General features: G+C 35.7%; 20 protein-coding genes and 2 pseudogenes. 8 read left to right on the forward strand and 14 right to left on the reverse strand.

Translation table 11 applies throughout. The features are described 5' to 3' along the window. Positions 1 to 6 precede the first annotated feature (6 nt). From surA to I6F40_RS03760, 7 genes are all read left to right on the forward strand, one after another. Complete coding sequence (gene surA, locus I6F40_RS03730; RefSeq protein WP_197192496.1) at positions 7 to 1,302, forward strand: peptidylprolyl isomerase SurA; 1,296 nt, start codon at positions 7 to 9, stop codon at positions 1,300 to 1,302. A gap of 2 nt (positions 1,303 to 1,304) precedes the next feature. Then, complete coding sequence (gene pdxA / locus I6F40_RS03735; protein WP_197192497.1) at positions 1,305 to 2,297, forward strand: 4-hydroxythreonine-4-phosphate dehydrogenase PdxA; 993 nt, start codon at positions 1,305 to 1,307, stop codon at positions 2,295 to 2,297. Continuing rightward, positions 2,294 to 3,100: a 16S rRNA (adenine(1518)-N(6)/adenine(1519)-N(6))-dimethyltransferase RsmA gene (rsmA, locus tag I6F40_RS03740; RefSeq protein WP_007585090.1), complete on the forward strand. Its 807-nt coding sequence runs from the start codon at positions 2,294 to 2,296 to the stop codon at positions 3,098 to 3,100. The genes pdxA and rsmA overlap by 4 nt, the downstream gene beginning before the upstream one ends. Beyond that, positions 3,084 to 3,473: a Co2+/Mg2+ efflux protein ApaG gene (apaG, locus tag I6F40_RS03745; protein WP_007585091.1), complete on the forward strand. Its 390-nt coding sequence runs from the start codon at positions 3,084 to 3,086 to the stop codon at positions 3,471 to 3,473. Before rsmA ends, apaG begins: the two co-directional genes overlap by 17 nt. Before the next feature lie 8 nt (positions 3,474 to 3,481). After that, entirely contained in the window at positions 3,482 to 4,300 is an 819-nt protein-coding gene (locus I6F40_RS03750) for a symmetrical bis(5'-nucleosyl)-tetraphosphatase (protein WP_197192498.1), read from the forward strand. Between the two features lie 136 nt (positions 4,301 to 4,436). Beyond that, on the forward strand, positions 4,437 to 6,452 hold the full coding sequence (locus I6F40_RS03755) for a methyl-accepting chemotaxis protein (protein WP_197192499.1): 2,016 nt from the start codon (positions 4,437 to 4,439) through the stop codon (positions 6,450 to 6,452). Positions 6,453 to 6,818: 366 nt separating this feature from the next. Next, positions 6,819 to 8,198 carry an MBL fold metallo-hydrolase RNA specificity domain-containing protein gene (locus I6F40_RS03760; RefSeq protein WP_197192500.1) on the forward strand — a complete coding sequence of 460 codons (1,380 nt, stop codon included), beginning with the start codon at positions 6,819 to 6,821 and terminating at the stop codon, positions 8,196 to 8,198. A 161-nt stretch (positions 8,199 to 8,359) separates the two neighbouring features. On the opposite strand, the pseudogene I6F40_RS19875 reads toward I6F40_RS03760, so the two are convergent. Continuing rightward, positions 8,360 to 8,502 (reverse strand): annotated as a pseudogene (locus I6F40_RS19875) (protein CapI); the annotation flags it as partial. Continuing rightward, a pseudogene (locus I6F40_RS03765) lies at positions 8,485 to 8,928 on the reverse strand (UDP-glucose 6-dehydrogenase); the annotation flags it as partial. The pseudogenes I6F40_RS03765 and I6F40_RS19875, both read right to left, overlap by 18 nt. A gap of 298 nt (positions 8,929 to 9,226) precedes the next feature. Between I6F40_RS03765 and I6F40_RS03770 the strand changes: the two are divergent. Further along, positions 9,227 to 10,195: an IS30 family transposase gene (locus I6F40_RS03770; protein ID WP_197192501.1), complete on the forward strand. Its 969-nt coding sequence runs from the start codon at positions 9,227 to 9,229 to the stop codon at positions 10,193 to 10,195. 55 nt (positions 10,196 to 10,250) lie between these two features. On the opposite strand, the gene I6F40_RS03775 is transcribed toward I6F40_RS03770, so the two are convergent. The 12 genes from I6F40_RS03775 to rfbA form a co-directional block, all read right to left on the reverse strand. Next, positions 10,251 to 11,072, reverse strand: a complete 822-nt coding sequence (locus tag I6F40_RS03775; RefSeq protein WP_197192502.1) for a glycosyltransferase — start codon at positions 11,070 to 11,072, stop codon at positions 10,251 to 10,253. Positions 11,073 to 11,085: 13 nt separating this feature from the next. Then, positions 11,086 to 12,198, reverse strand: coding sequence for a glycosyltransferase family 4 protein (locus I6F40_RS03780; RefSeq protein WP_197192503.1), 1,113 nt, complete (start codon positions 12,196 to 12,198; stop codon positions 11,086 to 11,088). An 8-nt stretch (positions 12,199 to 12,206) separates the two neighbouring features. Next, complete coding sequence (locus tag I6F40_RS03785) at positions 12,207 to 13,298, reverse strand: EpsG family protein (RefSeq protein WP_197192504.1); 1,092 nt, start codon at positions 13,296 to 13,298, stop codon at positions 12,207 to 12,209. Positions 13,299 to 13,403: 105 nt separating this feature from the next. Then, positions 13,404 to 14,858 (reverse strand): asparagine synthase-related protein, encoded by a 1,455-nt coding sequence (locus tag I6F40_RS03790; RefSeq protein WP_197192505.1) that lies wholly within the window; start codon positions 14,856 to 14,858, stop codon positions 13,404 to 13,406. Continuing rightward, positions 14,848 to 16,002 (reverse strand): CapA family protein, encoded by a 1,155-nt coding sequence (locus I6F40_RS03795; RefSeq protein WP_197192506.1) that lies wholly within the window; start codon positions 16,000 to 16,002, stop codon positions 14,848 to 14,850. The genes I6F40_RS03790 and I6F40_RS03795 overlap by 11 nt, the downstream gene beginning before the upstream one ends. Beyond that, positions 15,999 to 17,072 carry a hypothetical protein gene (locus tag I6F40_RS03800; RefSeq protein ID WP_197192507.1) on the reverse strand — a complete coding sequence of 358 codons (1,074 nt, stop codon included), beginning with the start codon at positions 17,070 to 17,072 and terminating at the stop codon, positions 15,999 to 16,001. Before I6F40_RS03800 ends, I6F40_RS03795 begins: the two co-directional genes overlap by 4 nt. Then, positions 17,069 to 18,067, reverse strand: coding sequence for a glycosyltransferase family 2 protein (locus I6F40_RS03805; RefSeq protein ID WP_197192508.1), 999 nt, complete (start codon positions 18,065 to 18,067; stop codon positions 17,069 to 17,071). Before I6F40_RS03805 ends, I6F40_RS03800 begins: the two co-directional genes overlap by 4 nt. Positions 18,068 to 18,221: 154 nt before the next feature. Next, entirely contained in the window at positions 18,222 to 19,460 is a 1,239-nt protein-coding gene (locus tag I6F40_RS03810; protein WP_197192509.1) for an oligosaccharide flippase family protein, read from the reverse strand. Then, positions 19,461 to 20,567: a DegT/DnrJ/EryC1/StrS family aminotransferase gene (locus I6F40_RS03815; protein WP_197192510.1), complete on the reverse strand. Its 1,107-nt coding sequence runs from the start codon at positions 20,565 to 20,567 to the stop codon at positions 19,461 to 19,463. Between the two features lie 9 nt (positions 20,568 to 20,576). After that, positions 20,577 to 21,032 carry an acyltransferase gene (locus I6F40_RS03820; protein ID WP_197192511.1) on the reverse strand — a complete coding sequence of 152 codons (456 nt, stop codon included), beginning with the start codon at positions 21,030 to 21,032 and terminating at the stop codon, positions 20,577 to 20,579. Continuing rightward, complete coding sequence (locus I6F40_RS03825) at positions 21,032 to 21,433, reverse strand: sugar 3,4-ketoisomerase (protein WP_197192512.1); 402 nt, start codon at positions 21,431 to 21,433, stop codon at positions 21,032 to 21,034. Before I6F40_RS03825 ends, I6F40_RS03820 begins: the two co-directional genes overlap by 1 nt. Position 21,434: 1 nt before the next feature. Further along, positions 21,435 to 22,310 (reverse strand): glucose-1-phosphate thymidylyltransferase RfbA, encoded by an 876-nt coding sequence (gene rfbA, locus I6F40_RS03830; RefSeq protein ID WP_197192513.1) that lies wholly within the window; start codon positions 22,308 to 22,310, stop codon positions 21,435 to 21,437.

Raw genomic sequence — 22,310 nt, forward strand, 5'->3', positions numbered from 1 at the left:
AAGAATATGAATTTAAAAAAATTATTAACATCAGCAGTTTTAAGTGTCAGCCTTTGTCAAAGTGCAATAGCTGCCCCAGTAGAAATAGATAAAGTGATTGGTATTGTAAATGAAGGCGTAATTTTAAAAAGCGAAGTAGACACCATTATTAATCGTGTTAAAAAGCAAGCGCAAGAACAAAGCCAAGAGCTACCAAAAGATGAAACACTTCGTGTGCAAGCTATAGAGCGTTTAGTAAGTCAAACGCTTATGATGCAAATGGCTGAGCGTATGGGATTGCAAATCTCAGACAGCCAACTAGATCAAACTCTTGCAAGCATGGCAAAAGATCAAGGCGGAACAATTGCCGATTTACGCCGTACTATTGAAGGCTCAGGTGAAAGCTTTCAAGCCTACCGTGAAGAAATTCGTAAAGAAATTACTACGCAGCAAGTAACACGTGCCAATGTTGATCGTCGTATTTATATTAGCGAGCAAGAAGTTGATAACCTTTTAAAAATTATGGAAACTCAAGGTCAAAGTGCTGAAGAGTATGATATTGGCCACGTTTTAATAGACATTCCTAATGATGCAACGGCCGAAGAAATAGCAAGTGCAAAAACACGTGCAGACAAAGTAATTGAGCTATTAAACGATGGCCAAGAATTTAAGCGTATTGCTATTTCTTCATCAAGTGGCTCTAAAGCACTTGAAGGCGGTCAACTTGGTTGGATGGGTATTAACGAAATGCCATCGCTTTTTGCCGAGGCTGTTAAAAGTAAAAAGAAAGGCGCAATAGTCGGCCCTCTTCGCTCTGGTGCTGGTTTTCATATCATTAAAGTACAAGATGTTCGTGGTCTGCAAATTGTAGAAACGACTGAAGTGCGTTCACGCCATATACTTATTAAACCTTCAATTATTTTAAGTGAAGAAAAAGCACGCTCTATGCTTGCTGGCTTTGCTAAAGACTTACGCGCAGGAACAGCTGACTTTGGGAAACTAGCTAAAGAATACTCAGAAGATCCAGGCTCTGCACTTAAAGGTGGTGAGTACGATTGGACAGACCCAACTACCTACGTACCTGCGTTTAAAGATACATTGCTTTCTCTTAAGCAAGATGAAATAAGCGAGCCGTTTAGAACACAGTTTGGTTGGCATATTGTTCAGCTACTTGGTAAACGTGTAGCTGACAAAACTGAGCTAGCTAAGCGTAACCGTGCTCACGGTATGTTGTTTAACCGTAAATTTAAGGAAGAAAGTTTTAACTGGCAGCAAGAAATGCGCGAGCAAGCTCACGTTGAAATTTTCCCTACAGACCAATAAATATGATCCTAAGAATTGCTATTACACCGGGTGAACCTGCCGGTATTGGCCCAGATTTGCTACTCACGCTTGCCCAGCAAGCGTGGGATGCTCAACTTGTAGCAATTGCCGATGGCAAACTATTAAAAGAGCGCGCAAAACATTTAGGCTTAACAATAAACTTAATTGAATTTGATGATAATGCCCCAGCTGTCGCAGCACCTGCTGGCAGCTTGTACATTCATCAGGTTGATTTAGCGGTTGATGTAGAACTTGGCGTACTAAACGACGGTAACGGACAATATGTGTTAGATACCTTGCGTATAGCAAGTGAAAAAAACATGAACGGTACGTTCGATGCGATTGTTACGGGCCCTGTTCACAAAGGCATAATTAACAAAGCAGGCATTTCATTTAGTGGGCACACTGAGTATTTTGCGCAGCAATCAAATACTGCTGATGTAGTTATGCTGCTTGCAACAGAGGGCTTACGAGTTGCACTTGTAACCACTCATATTCCACTTGCGTATGTATCGCGCGCCATTACTCCTGAGCGTTTAACTAAAGTAGCTGGTATTTTAAATCACGACTTACAAACTAAGTTTGGTATAGAAAAGCCACGTATTTTAGTGTGTGGCTTAAATCCACATGCCGGTGAAGATGGCCATTTAGGCCGTGAAGAAATTGAAACAATCACACCAACGCTTGAAATACTCAGAAGCGAAGGTATGAATTTAATTGGCCCACTACCGGCCGATACCTTATTTCAAGATAAATACCTATCTGAAGCAGATGCAGTACTTGCTATGTATCACGATCAGGGATTACCTGTGCTAAAATACAAGGGATTTGGTAAATCGGTAAATATTACCCTTGGCTTACCATTTATCCGCACATCAGTTGACCACGGTACTGCACTCGATTTAGCAGGGACTGGTACAGCTGACGTTGGCAGTTTTGAATTAGCGATCCGCGAAGCAATTAAGCTCGCCCAAGAAAAAGCACAAAATCAATGACCGATAAAGTACATTTAGGACACCGCGCTCGTAAGCGTTTTGGGCAAAACTTTTTATTTGATGAATCTATCATCGATAAAATAGTCTCTGCGATCGATCCTAAACCAGAAGACAACTTAGTAGAAATTGGCCCCGGCCTTGGCGCAATTACTGAGCCAGTAGCCGAATTAAGCGGCCACTTAACGGTTGTTGAATTAGATAAAGATTTAGCCCAACGATTAATCGAACACCCATTTTTAGGTCCTAAATTGACCGTTAACCAAGGCGATGCAATGACGTTTGACTTTGCAAGCTTGGTTCGCGATGACAAAAAATTAAAAGTGTTTGGTAACTTACCTTACAACATTTCGACACCGTTATTGTTTCATCTTTTTGAATTTTCAGATCATATTGAGCACATGCACTTTATGCTTCAAAAAGAAGTAGTAAAACGCATGGTCGCAGGCCCAGGTAGTAAAACATTTGGCCGCTTAAGCGTAATGACTCAATACTACTGTAATGCAATGCCGGTTGTTGAAGTACCACCTGAGTGCTTTAAACCAGCGCCAAAAGTTGACTCTGCGGTTATACGTTTAATACCTAAGAAGCCAGAGCAACGTACAGCAAAAAGCGTTAAAATATTAAACACTGTGTGTTTAGAAGCCTTTAATCAACGCCGTAAAACACTGCGTAACAGTTTAGGTAATTTACTAACTGCAGAAGAGCTTACTAGCATTGGCATTGATATAACGCTGCGTGCTGAGCGCTTATCTTTACAACAATTTATTGATATAGCTAACTGGATTTATGACAACAAGCAGTAATATTGGATCGCCTGTAAAGGTGTCTGTAGAAACATTTTACGTAGAAGGTCAATCTCAACCTGAGCTTGAAAAATACGTATTTGCTTACTCAGTAACGATTAAAAACCATAGTTTATGTAGTGCAAAATTACTGAGCCGCTACTGGTTAATTACCGATGCAAATGGTAAAGAAGTAGTAGTAGAAGGTGAAGGCGTTGTTGGCGAAATGCCTGACATTGGCCCAGGCGAAAGCTATAAATACACCAGCGGTGCAATTTTAGATACACCTGTAGGCACAATGCAAGGCCACTACACGTTACGCAACGAATTTGGCTCTGAGTTTCAGGCGCCTATTAATGTGTTTCGTTTGGCTTGCCCTAACATTTTGCATTAAGCACTTAAATGGCAGATTATGCGATAGGTGATTTACAAGGGTGTTTTAGTGAATTTAACACCCTTTTGCAACGAGTTGATTTTAACCCAAGCAAAGATCACCTTTATTTAGTTGGCGACATAGTTGCCCGCGGGCCAGACTCCCTAGCCTGCATAGACTATATTTACCAACATCAAAATAGCATGACCATCACTTTAGGCAATCACGACCTTCACATGGTTGCCTGCTACTTCCTTAACAAACCCACCAACCCAAAAGATAAACTAAACCCAATATTTGAAAGCCCAAAATTAGCGCGTTACATCGCTTTTTTACAAACCCAACCATTGGCTTTAGAGCTTATAAAACATAACTGTTTTATATCTCATGCAGGATTAAATCCCGATTGGTCAATTGACTATGCGCTAAAACAAGCACAATTTGCACAAAGCTGTTATCAGTCACACAATGCTAAAGCGTTTTTTGAACACATGTATCAGCCTCACCCAGCAACATGGTCAAGCACTCTTGATGATTTTGCAAAGTTTAGATATATAGTTAACTACTTTACCCGTATGCGTTTTTTAACAACTAATAATAAACTTGAACTTAATGCAAAGGGCGCAATAAAGGATAACCAAACATTAACACCATGGTTTAACCACCCTAATATAGCTAAAACTAAACACGATATTATTTTTGGCCACTGGGCTGCTCTTGAAGGGAAAACAGGCCACCCACAAGTTCACGCCCTAGATACCGGTTGCGTGTGGGGTAATAGCATGACGTTAATGGAACTTCGTAGTAAAAAAATAATTACAGAAAAATCCCACCTTTCGTCTAAATAAACTGAAAAAAGCTAATACTTCTGTTAGATTTATAAATTAATAGTTAAAATTAATTAAAGTAATTGATTTTAATTACTTAACTTATTAGTGAAGGCGCCGATAAGTTTTAACTGAAGTATCTTTGAGTGGAAATTTTATGAACCTGACAGTAAGCCAACGTATTTGGGGTGGTTTTATATTTATTACGTTATTATTACTAATAATTGGTAGTAATTCCTTAATAAAAATAGCAAACATTGATCGCTCAACTCAAAAAGTGAACCAACTATCACTTCCTGCATTAAATAAAAGCTCTGAATTACAAGCCGAATTTATTTTAATGAGTAAAGCGGCTCAAGCTAGTTTTTACACTTCATCAGCAAGTGAACTAGCACCAATTAAAAAACAAGTTATCGAACAAAAACAATTATTTAACACTCTTCATCGTGAACTTCAAGACGTAGTAAAAAACGATACTATACTTAATCAAAGTAGCAAAGATGTAGAAAAAACCTATTTAAGCTTCTTAAGTACCGTAGAAAGTTTGTTAGACGATAAAAGTAAACAACTTGCACTAAATAAAACATTAACTGCACAATTAGAAAATATAGAACTAACTGCAGAAGATGCTAACTCAATCGTACTAGATATTATCGACATTGCTGGGTTTGAGGAAAATCATCCAGAAGCCTATCAAGCAGCAAATAACCTAGAAAATAACTTTATGTCGGTTGTAAGTAACAGTACCGACATGTTAACTGTTAAAACATATAATACACTCGATATTATTAAAAACGAGCAAACGTATTATTTAGAACAAGTGGTACGTACGGTTGCACTTATTAAACCCGCTATAGAGAAAACACATAGCACTTTGTTCTCAAATCTAAAAGAATACGTTGATACTTTAGAAAGCAATATAAAAGGTAATAACAGCTTAGCTGCAAACAAAAAACAACTGATAGATTCAATCACGCTCACACAATCTGAGCTTGCACAGTCAGAGCAAGCCACCAAAATGGCACTTAACCAAATTGATGAGTTAGTTACTCAAGCAAGTAACGTTGCATTCAAATTACAACAAGGCGTGCGCAGCGATGTAGATTCAGCTAATTTATGGACTTGGGTTGGTATGATCATAGCCACTCTTTTAGCCATAGCGATTGCTATTATTACAGTTAGCCGTATAACAAAACCACTTGCTGAAGTTAACCGCATACTAGATATTGTTGCCAGCGGCGACATGACTCAACGTTTAGACGACAGCGCTAAAGACGAATTTGGTGAACTATCTAAAAGTTGTAATACGTTAATTGATAGCCTACGCAGCTTAATTAAGGGCATTATTTCACGTTCTACTCAGCTTGCAGCAGCGTCGGAGCAAACATCGGCAATTACAGCAGAATCTAGCCAAGCAATTCGTAATCAGCAAGCACAAGTTGAACAAGCAGCTACGGCTACTACCGAAATGAGCAGTACATCGCAAACGGTTAGCAACAGTGCGCAACAAGCGCTTAGCGAAATCAAAAATGCCGATAAAGAAGCTGAACGTGTTAAAGGTATTTCGAATAACAACAAAGCAACTATTGAACAGCTAGCGCGTGAAGTAGACGATGCATCACAGGTGATTAATAAGCTACACCAAGATAGTGCATCAATTGGTAGTATTTTAGATGTAATACGCGGCATTGCAGACCAAACTAACTTACTTGCACTAAATGCGGCGATTGAAGCTGCGCGTGCAGGTGAATATGGCCGAGGCTTTGCGGTTGTAGCCGATGAAGTACGCTCTCTAGCGAGTAAAACTCAAGAGTCTACGCAAGAGATTCGTTCAATGATTGAATCTCTTCAAACAGGCGCTGAGGCTGCTGTAACAGCAATGAGTAAAGGTAAACAGCGTGCGGTTTCGTGTGTTGAACAAACTGACCTAGCAAGTAGCGCTCTTGATTCAATTACATTTGCCGTTTCGCAAGCTCACGATGTAAGTGAAGAGATTTCGAACGCTGCACTGGAACAACAACAAGTAGCACAAGAAATTAGCGAACGCCTTGAGTCAATTGTTGCAATAGCCGAGCAAACCGCCGAAGGTGCAAACCAAACTAATATCTCAAGTTCAGAAGTCGCAAAACTAGCTGAAGAACTTCGTTTATCGGTAGACGCTTTTAAAGTTTAGCTCCCTTAAACGATTAAAAGCCCCGGTGATACTATGTACCATCGGGGTATTTTTTTGTCTGTATTTTAGAACTAAGATATAAAACCCAATCCAGACGGGAGTTTACCTCGCGCAGCTCTACAAATACCACCCACCCCGTAGGCAGGAGTTTACCTCGCGCAGCTCTACAAATATCACCCAACCCGTAGGCGGGAGTTTACCTCGCGCATCTCTCATTGCATTCCTCACGCATTTATAAAAAACTCAACAAGCGCGACATAAAGCCCCGCCTACAAATATAAACCCAGCCCCCACCCGTTCTTGAATCTTCAACGGTTTGCTTCTACCTTAAACTTACAGGGTAAATTAATAATATAAGGCAATGAAATGCGCATACTTCATCACGGAGCTGTTAATGGTGTGACCGGCTCCTGCCACGAGCTGGCAATTAATAAGCACACAAGCATACTAATTGATTGCGGATTATTTCAAGGTGAAGACTCTAAAGCTGATTTATCAATCGAGTTTAATGTTACTAACATCACAGCGCTTATTGTTACTCATTGCCATATTGATCACGTTGGGCGAATTCCTTACTTATTAGCAGCTGGCTTTAAAGGGCCAATTTTTACCACTCTAGCGTCAGCTAGTTTATTACCATTAGTGATTGAAGACGCGTTAAAAGTAGGCGTTACTCGCGACCCTAAAATTATAAAAGCGTGTTTAAGCTTATTAAAAAAACGTATTATTGCTGTGGATTATAAAAGCTGGTTTGAATTACCATGTAAAGGTGAACAAACAGCCAAAGCGAGGTTTCAACGTGCGGGGCATATATTAGGCTCAGCCTATGTCGAAATTGATATTATAAATAAACCAAGCTCGAGCAAAAATACACACCGAGTCGTTTTTTCAGGCGATTTAGGCGCACCTTATACTCCCCTTTTACCTGCACCAAAGCCACCTTACAAAGCAGACACTCTAGTTATAGAATCGACCTATGGCGACAAAAACCATCAAGGCCGCAAAGAACGCACGCAAACTTTAAAATCGGTCATAGAGCATGCAGTTGCCGACAATGGGGTTGTGTTGGTTCCTGCTTTTAGTATTGGCCGCACACAAGAATTACTTTACGAACTTGAGCAACTAATTTATAAGGCACCTGAAAACTCTAAGTGGCGAGACATTCACGTAATACTAGACTCCCCCATGGCAGCTAACTTTACCGAGCAATACAAAAAATTTAAACACCTATGGGATAGTGAGGCTAAACGCAAGGTTACTAAAGGCCGCCACCCACTCGACTTTAAAAACCTAACAACAATTGATACGCATCACGAGCACAAAGCTATTATTAATTACTTAGCCACGCACCAAACCCCCGCCATTATTTTAGCAGCTAGCGGTATGTGTAGCGGCGGCCGAATAGTTAATTATCTTGAGCAATTCTTGGGAGATAAAACAACAGACGTGTTATTTGTAGGTTATCAAGGCAGAGGTACATTAGGGCGAAACATACAAAAATACGGCCCAAGTGGTGGCTATGTGGTTATTAACAATACACGTATTACCATAAACGCAAAAATACACATTATAAGCAGTTACAGTGCACATGCGGATCAAAACGGATTAATTAAATTTGTAACCGGCATGCGTAAAAAACCAAACCATATAAAAATTGTGCATGGCGATGAGAATGCGAAGCGCGCACTAGCAATTAAGTATAAAGAGTTATTAGGGGGAGACATAAAAGTTGAGGTTGGTAAGTAAAAAATGGGTATGCAGCTTATGCATTAAAACATGTAAATACGCCAAATAATAAAATTTATGTAGTCGTAAGGTTTGCTCACCTACGAAATTCAAAGCGCATGTAAGCGAAACGCCCAAGGTTAGGCAAGCTTGATAATAGGCGCAGCCTTTGAGGTGATACTTTACGAGTAGAAAGTTTTATACCATTTGACTAATTCGCTTACGCCTTTTTTAACATCTACTATTGCTTGTAGTCAGTGGTAGCAAACAAGTCTTGTGTATCTGCAAAGGTTTTATAAACATCGCCCGCTTGCATTTCACGTAAAAACTCAGGTGAAAAAATAATATTTTCAGCCTTAAACTTTTCTTTTATTGATTGTGTAAAACCAACTGGCACTGTTTATTTTATAACCACAACTGCATTCGGGTTATGATCCATAGTGTCTTTAATTACAGCTTCAACAGAACTAGTATTAAAATAATTATTATCTACATCGTAGTCAGTTGGTGCTGCAATTATCACGAAATCAGCATTTTTATATGCAATTTCTTTATTTGTCGTTGCTGTGAAGTTTAAATCGTCACGAATTAAAAACTCACTAATTTCGGTATCAACAATAGGCGATTTTTTATTATTTAGAAGAGCTATTTTTTGTTGATCGATATCAAGCGCTACAACTTCATTATGTTGGGCTAATAGCATAGCATTAGACAAGCCAACGTAACCTGTACCTACTATAGCTATTTTCATGGTGCATCCTTTAAAACTGATATGCGATTTAATGCAGCAAGAGTCTTACTTAACATCCAATTGATCTGAGCTATCAGACCTTAAAAATTATTGAAATGACTATCTATACAAAAAGTCACTAGTATAAATCACAACTTAAATAGAACAACCTGATAAGTTTTTAATTTGTTGATAAATAGTTATCACAACTTTATTTTATAACCTAGATTCAAATTGTAAGTGCATAACTTGCTTTGGCTAGATTAAGTGGTCAGTTGCTCATAAGCTAACTGCTTTTTCTCCGGTAAGAGATTTTACAATGAGACATTACAAACAACTGACCTATGCGCAAAGATGCCAGATCGCCGTTCTAAAGAAAAGTGGTTTTACGCAACAAAGTATTGCTGAGCTAACTAATTTATCGCAATCTACGATTTCAAGAGAGCTTTCTAGAAATACAGGTAAGCGAGGTTACAGATACAAACAAGCTCATGAGCGGGCTTTGTTTCGCCGAAGAAGTGTAAGAAAACCGCTTAAGATGACACCTGAAATGATGGCTTTAATTACCCAGAAGCTTAATGAGAAGTGGAGTCCTGAACAAATAACGGGATGGTTGCGCAAAGAAAGTGAACGGTCTGTCAGCCATGAATGCATTTATCTGTATATCTGGGAAGATAAAAAAGCAGGTGGTGAGTTATACCTACATCTGCGCCGACACGGTAAGAAATATCACAAGCGCAGTCATGGTAAAACAAACCGAGGGCAAATAAAAAATCGCGTTAGCATTGAAGAACGTCCACAAATAGTTGATGAGAAAGGTCGTATCGGAGATTGGGAAATAGATACCGTCATAGGTAAAGGTCATCGAGGTGCCCTTGTTACCATTGTAGAGCGGGTCACCCAATTCACTGTATCAACTCAGGTGGCAGGCAAAACAGCACAAGCCGTCACTGCGGCGACGATAGAACTATTAAGGCCATATAGGTCAGCGCTTAATAGCATCACGGCTGACAATGGAAAAGAGTTCGCTTATCACGAGCAAATCACAGAGGCTTTAAGTGTTCCTGTTTATTTTGCTCACCCTTATCACTCATGGGAGCGCGGATTGAATGAAAACACGAATGGATTACTACGCCAGTATTGGCCGAAGAGCAAAGATTTCAAGGCGGTAACACCAGCGCAAGTTATACCAGTACCTGAGCAACTTAATAATCGTCCGAGGAAGACACTTGGATTTGAAACGCCTGCAAAATTGATGCAGGATCACTTGGCGGCTAAAGCCGCCTAAACGTTATGCACTTAAGATTTGAATCCGCGTAAAAATAATATCAGCATTACATAAGTTATAGCTTTCTATTGCGAATCAATTTATAAGCTAACTTAACAACTGCTTTCGGAGCCAGCCTTACACAAAATCTCACACAAACGTTACGACAATATTCTCTATAACTAATAATACCTAGAGACAGTAGTGATTTTTGTAATTTAATTTCACTCAATGCGTATTGTAATCCCCGGCGTCTTTCTAACTGTTCATAACCAGCTCGCATGTTAACCAATGGTTCTTGAATATTATAAAACAATGCACTTTTATGTTTCATTCTTGCCCAAAGGGAATAATCTTCAAACCATAACATTTTTTGATAATTTCCAGCTTTTATTACCGAGCTTTTTTTATACATGACAGATGGGTGATTAAATGGATTATTACTCTTTAGAAATAATTCTATTTCATTTCTTTCTTCAGGAACTTTACGATACGATATTATATTTTGCTCAACGTCTATAAATTCACTGACCCAAGACCCACAAACGTCTATGTTTTTATTTTCAAAAACAGCAAGCTGCTTTTCAAATCGACTTGGTAGCGCAATATCATCTGTATCCATTCTGGCTATGAGCTCATTTTTACAATGAGACAAACCTATGTTTAAAGCATTTCCTAAACCCAAGTTATGTTCAAGCGGTACAACACAAAAAACATCACCTAACTTCTCGCGCCACATGTCTATTGATTGGTATAACTCATCATAAAGCGGCCCATCTATTACTAGTGTAATTTCAGCGGGTTTAGTGGTTTGTTCATCCCAAATACTTTCCATACATCTAATAAAAAAATCAACTTTTTCATTTTTATATATGGACATTAAAACAGAGAATTTCATTCCTTTAGCTCCATTATTCTAGTTCTGTATTATTAAAAAGAGCTATGTATCTTGTCTGGTAAGATTGAGACATGCTTTTAGCATTTAAATACTCTTCAATGATTTGTCGTGAAGATACACTCATAAGTTCATAATCATGCTTAATTATGGTATTCATTTTTTCTGATAAATCATCTATATCTTGCGTTTTAAAAATAAGAGGTGGAATAGCCCCTAACTCTACAATTTCCAGATGCGGAGGAATGTCTGACAATATACAGGGTAATCTAGCGGCCATAGCTTCAAGTACTGTATTCGGTAGGCCTTCAGCTAATGAAGCAGATACAAAGTAATCACTAGCCATAAGATAATCTGTCACATTACTAACTTTCCCAACTAAAATAATTTGTTGATCCTTTATTATATTTTTACAATCATCAACCAAATCACCATCACCTAAAAATATTAATATACTATTATCTATATTGGCTCGCTGAAAAGCCTTAATTACGGCTAATGGATCTTTTCTACTACTTAGATTCCCAACAGAAATAAATACCTGAGCATTAATAGCAATATTTAATTTTTCTCTCAAGCCAACTTTATCTGAATTTGGAAACCTCTCCAAATCAACTCCATTTTGCACATAATCAATCTGATAATTTTTCATATTGAGTAGCATGTTAGAAACTGATTTAGATACTACAACTGGAGTGTTTATTTTTTTAAGGTAACTTAAGTGCATTTGGGCCATTAGCAAACCACGTACTTTTCCATAAGTCATAGGGTAATCAAAATACGGATAATTCCTTAATGTTGCTACTTTTTTAATTTTCACTTTACTCGCCAAAGCATCGGCTCTTATACCTTGAGAATGAATCAAATCAATCCCATGCAATTTAACAACCTTCTTCAAAGCAGATTTTGCAAAAAACAGACCTTTAACCCTAGATAAACCTAATGTACAAACCTCAACCCCTAATTCGTCCTCAAAATAACTTTTCATGCTATCTGTATTCGGCTCTGGAGATAAAGTTAATACCATTGTGGAGAACTTAGTTTTATCTAAATATTTAATAATATAAGACAATTGATTAGTTGGCCCACACCTTTTTAGTGTACTCACTACATATAAAACTTTAATCATCATTGTCCTTAAAAAATTGATAATGCATAGGGGTTACGCCCCTCTTTTATAAATAAATTTAAACATAAAATCAAAAATGCATATAAAATAATTAATAAGGTAACAAATACCTTATTTCTGAATATAAAAATAAAATATGGAATAAGTATAACTTCCACAATTGCAAAGAAAGTCGAAGTTCTTGCGGCTAATACACCTAAGTCCCAAAATGCGATCCGAATACCAACAGCCAATAAGTAAAAAATGACGATCGTTGTAAAGTAAGGAACAACCTTTTCAAGCCGCTTCCAAAATAACATTACAGTAAAAAGAACCACTGTGTTTTTAATGTTGGTAATATCAAACAAAGATACTGCGTTTACGTAATCACTATTATCAGTGTAATTTTGCAATTTTTTTGCTAAAACTCCACCTCCGGGTAAATTTTGAAAAATAACTTGAGAGGCTCCAACAAAGCCAAAAAACAAAAATAAAAAATATGCAGCTATAACTCTCTTTTTTGTAACTTTAAAAAAACTAAAAATATAGGCAAAAATCAAAATAAATGATGCCATATGAAACAAACTAGCTAAGCATAATGTAAACCATACTTTGATATTCTGCCGGTTATGTATTTGAGCGATTAAGAACAACCCAATAGCAGCAGCAACTCCAGAGCGAATTTGATTAATGTCACGATAAAGGTAGGTATGAACAAAAAATAGCAGTAAAGTTAGAAATATATAATGAGAATATCGGTAGTAATTTTGAACGGCCAGGCTCACTGACAAGAAAGCTACGCCGGTAAATAAGAAAACGTAATCGTCAGTAAAAAGTCGAATGAAAGCACCATATATAAGATAAAGAGGCTCCATAAAAACAGACTTATATGAATAGCTATAACTACCAGACAACCAATAACTAATATCTGGAATTTCTAAAAATTTACTAGCATAAACAAAGTCGTCTGCACCAACCCCAGCTTCCCTTAAGCCAGCAAATAAAAACAACATTAAATAACTAAACATTAAAAATGGTATTTTTAATTCTTTCCCATGTTTTGTATAAGCAGATAAAGCAAAACAAGATAATGTAAAAAAGATAATTAAATAAGGGGCCATATTAGAATATGGCCTTATTTAAAAATCGATTTAATAAATTATTGAACGTGGTAGTTAATATTATTTCTAATACTCTATAGCATAAAATTAAATTAGTCCGTTGCATTACTTCTTCAACTTAGTTGCAGTGTAATATAAAGATTCATGTACTCGTGCTTTAAGAAGTCGGGCGCTATCCAAAATTGAGTTGTCAGTTTTAACAGCTAAGCCTTTAATATCGTACTTACCAACAAATATTGATAAAGAAGCAAGCCAAGCCATCTTTTCATCTAACCTATCTGCTCTTGCCCTATTGTCATCTCTCCAGTTTTTACACCAAAACTTGAGAGCTTTTTCATTAAATATATTTAAACTGGCTAAATTGCCATTAGTAATTTGCTCTACTACAAACTCTCTATTGTCGTTTCTTAGCCAGTCGCCATAACGGTGATAAGACTTATTAAGGGTATCCAATGCTGATGAATTTGCTTTGTTATATATTTTTCCATCTCTAGCCCATGGAATATCGAGCATATTACTTGATAACTTTTTAAGCATTAATTCATAAATACCATCAGTACGGCACTTTGGTGATAATGACCAAATAAAACCAAAAACGTCAGGCGCTGTAAACATTTGGTATAAAGGTATGTTTTCATCAATTATTGACATACAAGAATTTAATTGTCTTCTCATATAGTGCATTTGCATTTCAATTTCTCTGTATGCAGTCTCACTTCTGCCAGGAAAACGATTACGAGAGTCTAAAATATCCTTATGCAAAACGTTGATATATTTATTTTCTACCGACTTTAGTAAAAAAGAATGTTCATTAAGGTGCTTACTTAATAACGACGGCAACTGCCCAACTTTACGGCCTGAATATTCGCCACGGCCAATACTATCGCCGTAACTCCCCGCCAAAACACCATCGAGCCCAGCAAAGTTTGCAATGCTAGGCATTGCATGTAAGTGAACTGGAGAGTATTCAGCACCTCTAACACCTGCAATTTTAATGTTTTCTAATAACGTTTCTGGAGTAATTATAAAGTGATTAAAGTCCCAATTGTAAGTATCAGCAATTCTTTTTGCGTATACAACATCACGACAATTATCAATCCCCCATGTTAGTGCAGTGACAGTCCCAGTATATAACCCCTCATCTTGTAATTTCTTTATAACAGCTGCAATGATTCGACTATCCATTCCCCCACTGAGGAGAATACCAACCGATGTTTTGTTAGCTAGGAAATTTAATGCCTCCAACTTCATTAATTCAATCAGTTTATCTGACACATCATCTTCAGACAAATTAACTTCACCATGAGTTGGCAGTGACGCATTTACAATCGAGCCATATTCAACTTTACTCATCCAAGGAAGCTTATTTATTCCTGACACTAAAGTTCTATCGCCGATAGAATAATTTTTCATCAAAACACTAAGCACTGCTGCCGGATCGATTTTATTTGATACCTTAGACTTTAAAGCGTGCTTTATATCTAAAAATGGAGAAAGAGGGGCGTTTTTAATTATATATTGATCAATGCCTGTTAAGTTTTCCCAATAATTATTTGTCATTAAGTTGCCCTTTTAACTCCAAAGAATCTTTTAGTAATTCATGATGTGATTGGCACCTAATACCATTAATCTTGGCAAACATATTAGTTTTATTAAAAAAGAATTTATGCAGAGGTAACTTCCTAGCTAACAAACCAATGCCTTTAAATAAAACTGGCGAATACTGCCTTGCAATAGCTACATCTGCATGCTCTTTTACGTAATTCGCCCATTCTTTTTTATATGCATTGTCGTTTTCCATAGTTTTTTTGTACGATTCAATTTTCTCTAAAAAAATTTCTTTTTCTTCATGCTCTAAAAGCTTCAAACCTCCACTTTCAACACTTTGTTTATATGGAAATAATTCTAAATTATCGATTTCACGCTTATTTTTATCTACACTGAAATTTACTAAAAAGCCAAATTCCCAATCTTTTTGATTCATAATGTTATCAAATATAATATTCCCTATAGAATAAAATATAGGTTTACCATTATGATATTCATATGCTCCAGGAACATGCGGATGATGACAAACAACAGCCTCAACACCTAAATCTATGTAATATTTACATATTTTACGTAGGTTTGGGCGAGGGTAAGGCAAGTATTCATTTCCAGCATGTAGAGTAACGATAACCATATCGGCTTCTTTCTTTGCTTGTTCAATTTGATGGTAGTTATCAATTGGATCAATAGGGGCAGAGCCCGCTTTATTATTGTCCGCTTGATTAAATTCATACTCAGCAAGTGCTATTACAGCAACTTTAAATCCATCACACTCTATAATTTGAATTTTTTGTGCTTCTTTTAAATTAATGCCGGCACCAACTGTTTTCACATCTATTGACGCGCATGCTTCAAGTGTATCTTTCAAGCCTAGTTCATTAAAATCCATTATATGGTTATTTGCGAGGCCTATTAGACTAAAGTCTTTGAGAGATTCAATGCATTTAGGATCAGACTTTAATGGAGGCCCTGATTTACTTATAGTGTTTACAGCGCTTGTTAATGGACACTCTAAATTAATAAAAGCAATATCAGATGATTTTATTAATGGTAATGCATTTCCAAAAACTGCTTCTTTTTTTTCTAAGACAATCGCTTCAAAACCTGAGCAAGGCGCGAAATCCCCCGCAAAAAGGATATTAATATTATTACTCATCCTTCACTCCAAATATCAACATATTGCTTAGCTACATTTTTATAGTCATGTAGTCTTTCAACGTAATCTCTAGACTTTTTACCTATATTTATAATTTCTGTTTTATTTTGTATTATATTCTCCAATTGAGATTCTATATCTAATACATTGTCTTGTATTGTTATTAGTGGAGAAGATTCAATATTAAATTCATGTAAAGATTCCACTTCGCCGCCGCCAACAACGACCTTGCCCATAGCCAAACTGTAAATTGCATTTACACCATTAGAACATGAGTAAACTTGGTCAATAACCACATTCGATTTAGCAAGAATTTTAAGGTATTCATTTAAAGGAATTTGCCCCTCTATAATGACTTCAATTTCTTTTGGATATTTTTTCTTCAAATTATTTAATGCTTCAACAATTAACGGGGTCCCTTTCACACCTTCCCGGTTTAAACCATGAAAAAAAATAACCTTATCTACAACAACGTTATCTCGATATTCTATTTCATCGACATTCATGGCAATTGGGATTGTAGGTAATAGCTTTTCGTAACCTATATCTCTAAACCCTTGAGCATACTCATACATTATTGGGATGACCCCATTTACGTTTTTAAGAAGCCATTGGTTATAATTACGTCCAGCTTTTGATTGACACCAAATAAAGCCGTTTAAACTATTCTTTATCTCTTTATAAAACTGAGGATATTTATAACTATTTTCAAAGAAGTCAGCTGTTGCAAAATCGTTACAGCCTGCTGTAACTAAAAAGGTTTTTGTATTATTTTTCATTATTAGCTTTATTAGAGCTTTATTAATACCAAATTTGATTGGAAAAACTACAGGAGAAACCAGTTGCACAACGTCATAACCTTTTAATTTTTTAGGTAAAATTAAAAGTTTCCATATTTTATCTGCTATTGCTAAAAGACCTCTTTTATTTGAACCTAAATTTATATCAGACTCAATTTTTTTCCATCCATCTCCGGTTGATACAATAGTCACATCATGACCTAAGCTAACTAACCCTTCTTTAATATTCTTATGCAGCGCACTAAACTCACCAACTAATAGAATTTTCACAGGCCTAACCTTCTAGCAAAAATAATGAGTTTTATAAAATCAAAGTTATAACTAAATATTTTGTATATTAATTTTTTCAATATGCTTTCTTTAGGGCTACTTAAATATTTATAATTTTTTTTCACTATCTCTTTGTATAGTGCTTTATGATCAGATTTAACTTGCGCTATTTCTTGAGCTGTAAAATATTTCGCATTTAAGCAAAAATTTAGATAAGAATTAAAAATTTTTCTCAACGAATCTGATTTAACAATAGTTAAGAATTGAGGATCATTAAGCTCGGTTAATTTTATCAATTTTTTTTCAGTTAATAAAAACCCTAACATTCTGACCGAGGGTATTTTAGTTAACGAGTCTAAGTTTGCAGTATGAAAATACTTCCCATCTGATATTACTATTTTTTGCGAATTTAAAAACACCACTCTTGTAATATATTCATCAGCATTATAGTTTGTATAATTAGCATTATCACCAATAGCAAATTGCTTCATTAACTCAGTTTTGTAACAGGCAAATCCATGTATACTCCAAGGAAATGTTAAACGAAAGGCTTGTTTACCTGTAAATGACATCCCTTTAACTAACTTATTTACTTTATTAAATGAATAGAACTCGCTGTCTTTAGTTTGACTCATAAGCTCTGGAATAATTACATCAGGATAATCACTAGTAAGCTCAATGATTTTTTCTAAATATTCTGACTCTATGTAGTCATCTGAGTCTAAAAAAACAATATAATCACCAGTAGCAACAGTAATTGCTGTTTCTCTTGCAACAGCGGGACCTGAATTCTTCTGTTTCAAGAGTTTTATTTTTAAACTGTGTTCTTTAAACAATTCAACTTTCTTTACTGTATCGTCATGACTACCATCGTCAACACAAATCAATTCCCAGCTTTGGTAACTTTGAGAAAGAACTGATTTAATAGATTTATCCATCCATTTTTCCGAATTAAACAACGGCATCACTAAAGAAAACTTAATATTATTTTGCATATATGAACCTATATATTCCTCAACTTTTATTAAAGCAATTATTAAAGCCTGTAAAAAACTCTATCCACAAAGTATTTTATATTAATTACCACTACAGTCTCTACAGCTAAATTCACTTGAAAACGCCTTAGCTATCAAGCAAAAGAGGGATAACCTAAAATCTACCATTGAACCTCTTCTTATAATAAAAAGCAAAATATACAATTAAAGCTGTAGCTATAATGATTCTATTTAAGTAAATAAACTCTAACGGAAAATAAAACAAACATAAAAGTGCAACGATAACTGAAAACAAGCTTATTAAGATATCCATAGCAAATATTTTTTTCTGTTCTTCAAATAAAGATATGATGTGGGATTCTATTTTATAATTCAAATACAGTACTGGAGTCCAAGAAGCTATTATTAAGTACGAATCTAAATATTTATAGTGTTCCAATCCTAAAACTTTAATTATATCCCCAACAAAGTAATCAAAAATCAAAACAAAAAATATAATAAAAGCTAAAAAAATATATTTTATCAAATATATTTTATTTTTATACTGAACTGATTTAGTTCTATCACTTTTATAAAAAATAAGTTTTTGTAGAGAGGCCTCAAAAAAACTTGAAATAACAGTTCTACCAATATCTTCAACTTTTTTAGCTAAATTATATACTGCGAGTATTTCCGCTGATAAAAAAATAGATACTAGTAATTGATCTATCGAAACCTTAAAATAGTTCAAGTATCCAGAGAAAATAAAATATTTATATCGTTTAAATTTCCAAAAATACTTATAACTTATATGTTTAAACGAGAAAAACTCTTTAATGAAATATACTGAGATAATAAATGTTAAAAAGGGAACAATAATCAAAGTAAGTATGAACCCATCAAACCCAAAGTGTAAAAATACAACAATAGCAATTAGTCGCCCTAGCAAAGATGAAATAGTAATAATTGAAAAGGACAATACAAACCTATTAAACGCTTTTAATATTAGTCCATTGGCATTTGAAAGTGCGCTAAAAATACCAGCTAAATTAAAGGAACAAAGAAGCATAAAGTATTCATTATTGAACTTTGTCGCAGATAGGTAAAATAGGTAAATAAATATAGGTATTTGCAAGAGTAAGCTAGTGACTATCCTCGATACAATTGCATTACTTACTAAGTTTTTTATTTTGTTAATTTGCCCATGTTTTTTCCAATGTAAAACATTCCTTATTAATACATTCTCATAGCCTAAAAAAGTAAACGTAGTAAACAAAGCTAACACTATGCTATATATCGAGAATACAGCGAATGTCTCCATGTCGACATTTCGTGCTATAAATAAAGCAACGAACAAACCAACAAATACATTGAAGAGCTGTAAAATTAAATAAAAATAACTTTGTTTAAGCAATTAACTAGCCTTAAAACTATTGATTACTTTAATTATTTTTATAGTATCTTCTTGAGTTTGCACTCCGCTTATAGGCAAACTAACAACTTCTGTATGAATTTTTTCACTAAGAGGTAAACTGATATTTTGCCACTCAGAGTAAGCACTTTGCTTATGAGGAGGTATAGGATAATGAACCAATGTTTGTATTCCGTTAGCAGTTAAATAATCGACAAACTCTTTTCGATTTTCAACTCGAATAACAAACAAATGCCATACATGAGCTTTAAAATCATTAATTGTCGGAAGTGTAATTAGCGCGTTATTAATTTGCGTCATATATTTACGAGCAACAACATCTCTCGCAACTATTTGCACGTCTAAGTGACTCAACTTCACTCTCAACATTGCCGCTTGAATTTCATCTAAGCGACTATTTACTCCTTGATACTTATTTTTATACTTCTCATGCGAACCATAATTACGTAATGCTCTCAATGTAGAAGCAAGCTCATCATCACTTGTTGTGATTGCTCCCGCATCGCCTAACGCACCTAAGTTTTTACCTGGATAAAAACTAAATCCAGCAGCATGTCCCCAAGAACCACATTTTTTATCGCCAATTTTTGCACCATGTGATTGTGCGCAATCTTCTAATACTAATAACTTATATTCATCTGCAATTGCCATTAGTTCAGGCATTGGTGAAATTAAGCCATACAAATGGACTGGTAAAATAGCTTTAGTTTTAGATGTTATAGCGGCTCTTGTTTTTACAGGACATAAATTATAAGTATTTTCATCTGGCTCAACTAATACTGGAGTTAAATTATTTTCAGTAATAGCTAAAATACTGGCTATGTAGGTATTAGCAGGTACGATAACTTCATCGCCCTCTTTCAATTTACCAAGTTCCTTCCAGGCTCTTAATGTAAGAGTAAGTGCGTCTAATCCATTTGCAACACCTATTGCATATTTTGTCCCGCAATAATTTGCAAATTCAACCTCAAAATTTTCCAGCTCTTTACCCATAATATACCAGCCAGAATCAATCACTCTTGAGCAAGCATCTTTTAATTGTTGTTGATATTGTGCATTAATTTTTTTTAGATCTAAAAATGGGATCATGCTAATTCTCTATATATATTTTATAATTTTTGCTGGATTACCAACTACGACAGCGTTATCTGGAACATTTTTTGTAACTACCGCCCCAGCACCCACCATACAATTTTCACCGAGTATAATTCCTGGCAAAATAGTGGCGTTAGCACCTATTGATGCACCCGTTTTTATTAATGTATTTGAAAAACTTTCAGGATATTGCTGTGAACGAGGTGTTTTATCATTTGTAAATGCGGCACAGGGGCCAATAAACACATTGTCTTCAATTGTTATTCCATCCCAAATATAAACACCTGATTTAACAGTTACATTTGATCCAATAACAACATCATTTTCGATTAAAGTATGAGCACAAATATTACAATTTTTTCCAATTATAGCATTAGCTAAAATAACAGAAAATTGCCACACTCGAGTGCCATCACCAATTTGTTCACTTTGAACATCGCTTAATGGGTGTATGAACATTATTTATTAGCCTGCACTATAAACTCTTGATAATGTCGAATGTAATCAGCTTCATCATACAGTTCACTTGCCAATACAAGTAAAACACAATCGTCACTAAAGTCATGCATTTCATGCCACACCATATCTTCGATCAAAACAGCTTTCGTCGCAGAGTCCAGCCATACTTCTGCTTTTTCAGTACCATTATCGAGTGTCATACGGCACTTTCCTGTAATACATACAGCTACTTGTTTTAACTGTTTATGTGCGTGAAATCCACGAGATACACCTTTTTCAGTTCCAAAAATATAGTAAACACGCTTAATATCAAAAGGAACTAGTTTATTACCTTCAAGTGCAACTAACGCACCTCGCTCGTCCCCTAAAGACGGCAAGTTAATTAACTTAATCAGGCTCATTTTAATCCTTAATTATTTCTAACAAATATTGCCCATAACTATTTTTTATAAAAGGCTGAGCTAAAGTTATAATTTGTTGTCTTGTTAGCCAGCCATTGTTAAATGCAATTTCTTCTAGGCACGCTATTTTGTAACCTTGGCGTTTTTCAATTGTTTCAACAAATTGAGCTGCTTCAAGCAAACTTTCATGAGTACCGGTATCAAGCCATGCAAAACCTCGCCCCAGCATTTCTACATTAAGCTTGCGCTGTTTTAAGTACATTTCGTTAAGGCATGTTATCTCTAACTCACCTCGACATGATGGCTCAACTTGTTTAGCAAGTTCAACAACAGAGTTGTCATAAAAGTATAAGCCTGTTACAGCAAAATGTGATTTTGGCTTTACTGGTTTTTCTTCGATTGAAATTGCTTTTTGATTTTCATCAAACTCTACAACACCAAATCTCTCAGGATCTTTTACTTGATAACCAAATACCGTAGCGCCTTGGCCATTTTTAGCATTTTCTACTGCATGCTTTAGTTTAGGCGTAAATCCTTGACCATAAAAAATATTATCACCAAGTACTAAACATACATCATCATTACCAATAAACTCTTCACCCAAAATAAAAGCCTGCGCTAGGCCGTCAGGCCTTGGCTGTGATGTATAATTGAGTTCAATACCAAATCGAGAACCATCCCCTAACAAGCGTTTAAATGAATCACTATCTTCAGGGGTCGTTATAATAAGTACTTCGCGAATACCCGCTAGCATTAACACTGAAAGCGGATAATAAACCATTGGCTTATCATAAATCGGTAATAACTGCTTTGATACACCCATTGTAATAGGGTAAAGACGAGTACCGGAGCCGCCTGCAAGGATAATTCCTTTCAT

The sequence above is a fragment of the Pseudoalteromonas sp. SWXJ133 genome (genome assembly GCF_015864365.1).
GTDB lineage: Bacteria > Pseudomonadota > Gammaproteobacteria > Enterobacterales > Alteromonadaceae > Pseudoalteromonas > Pseudoalteromonas arctica.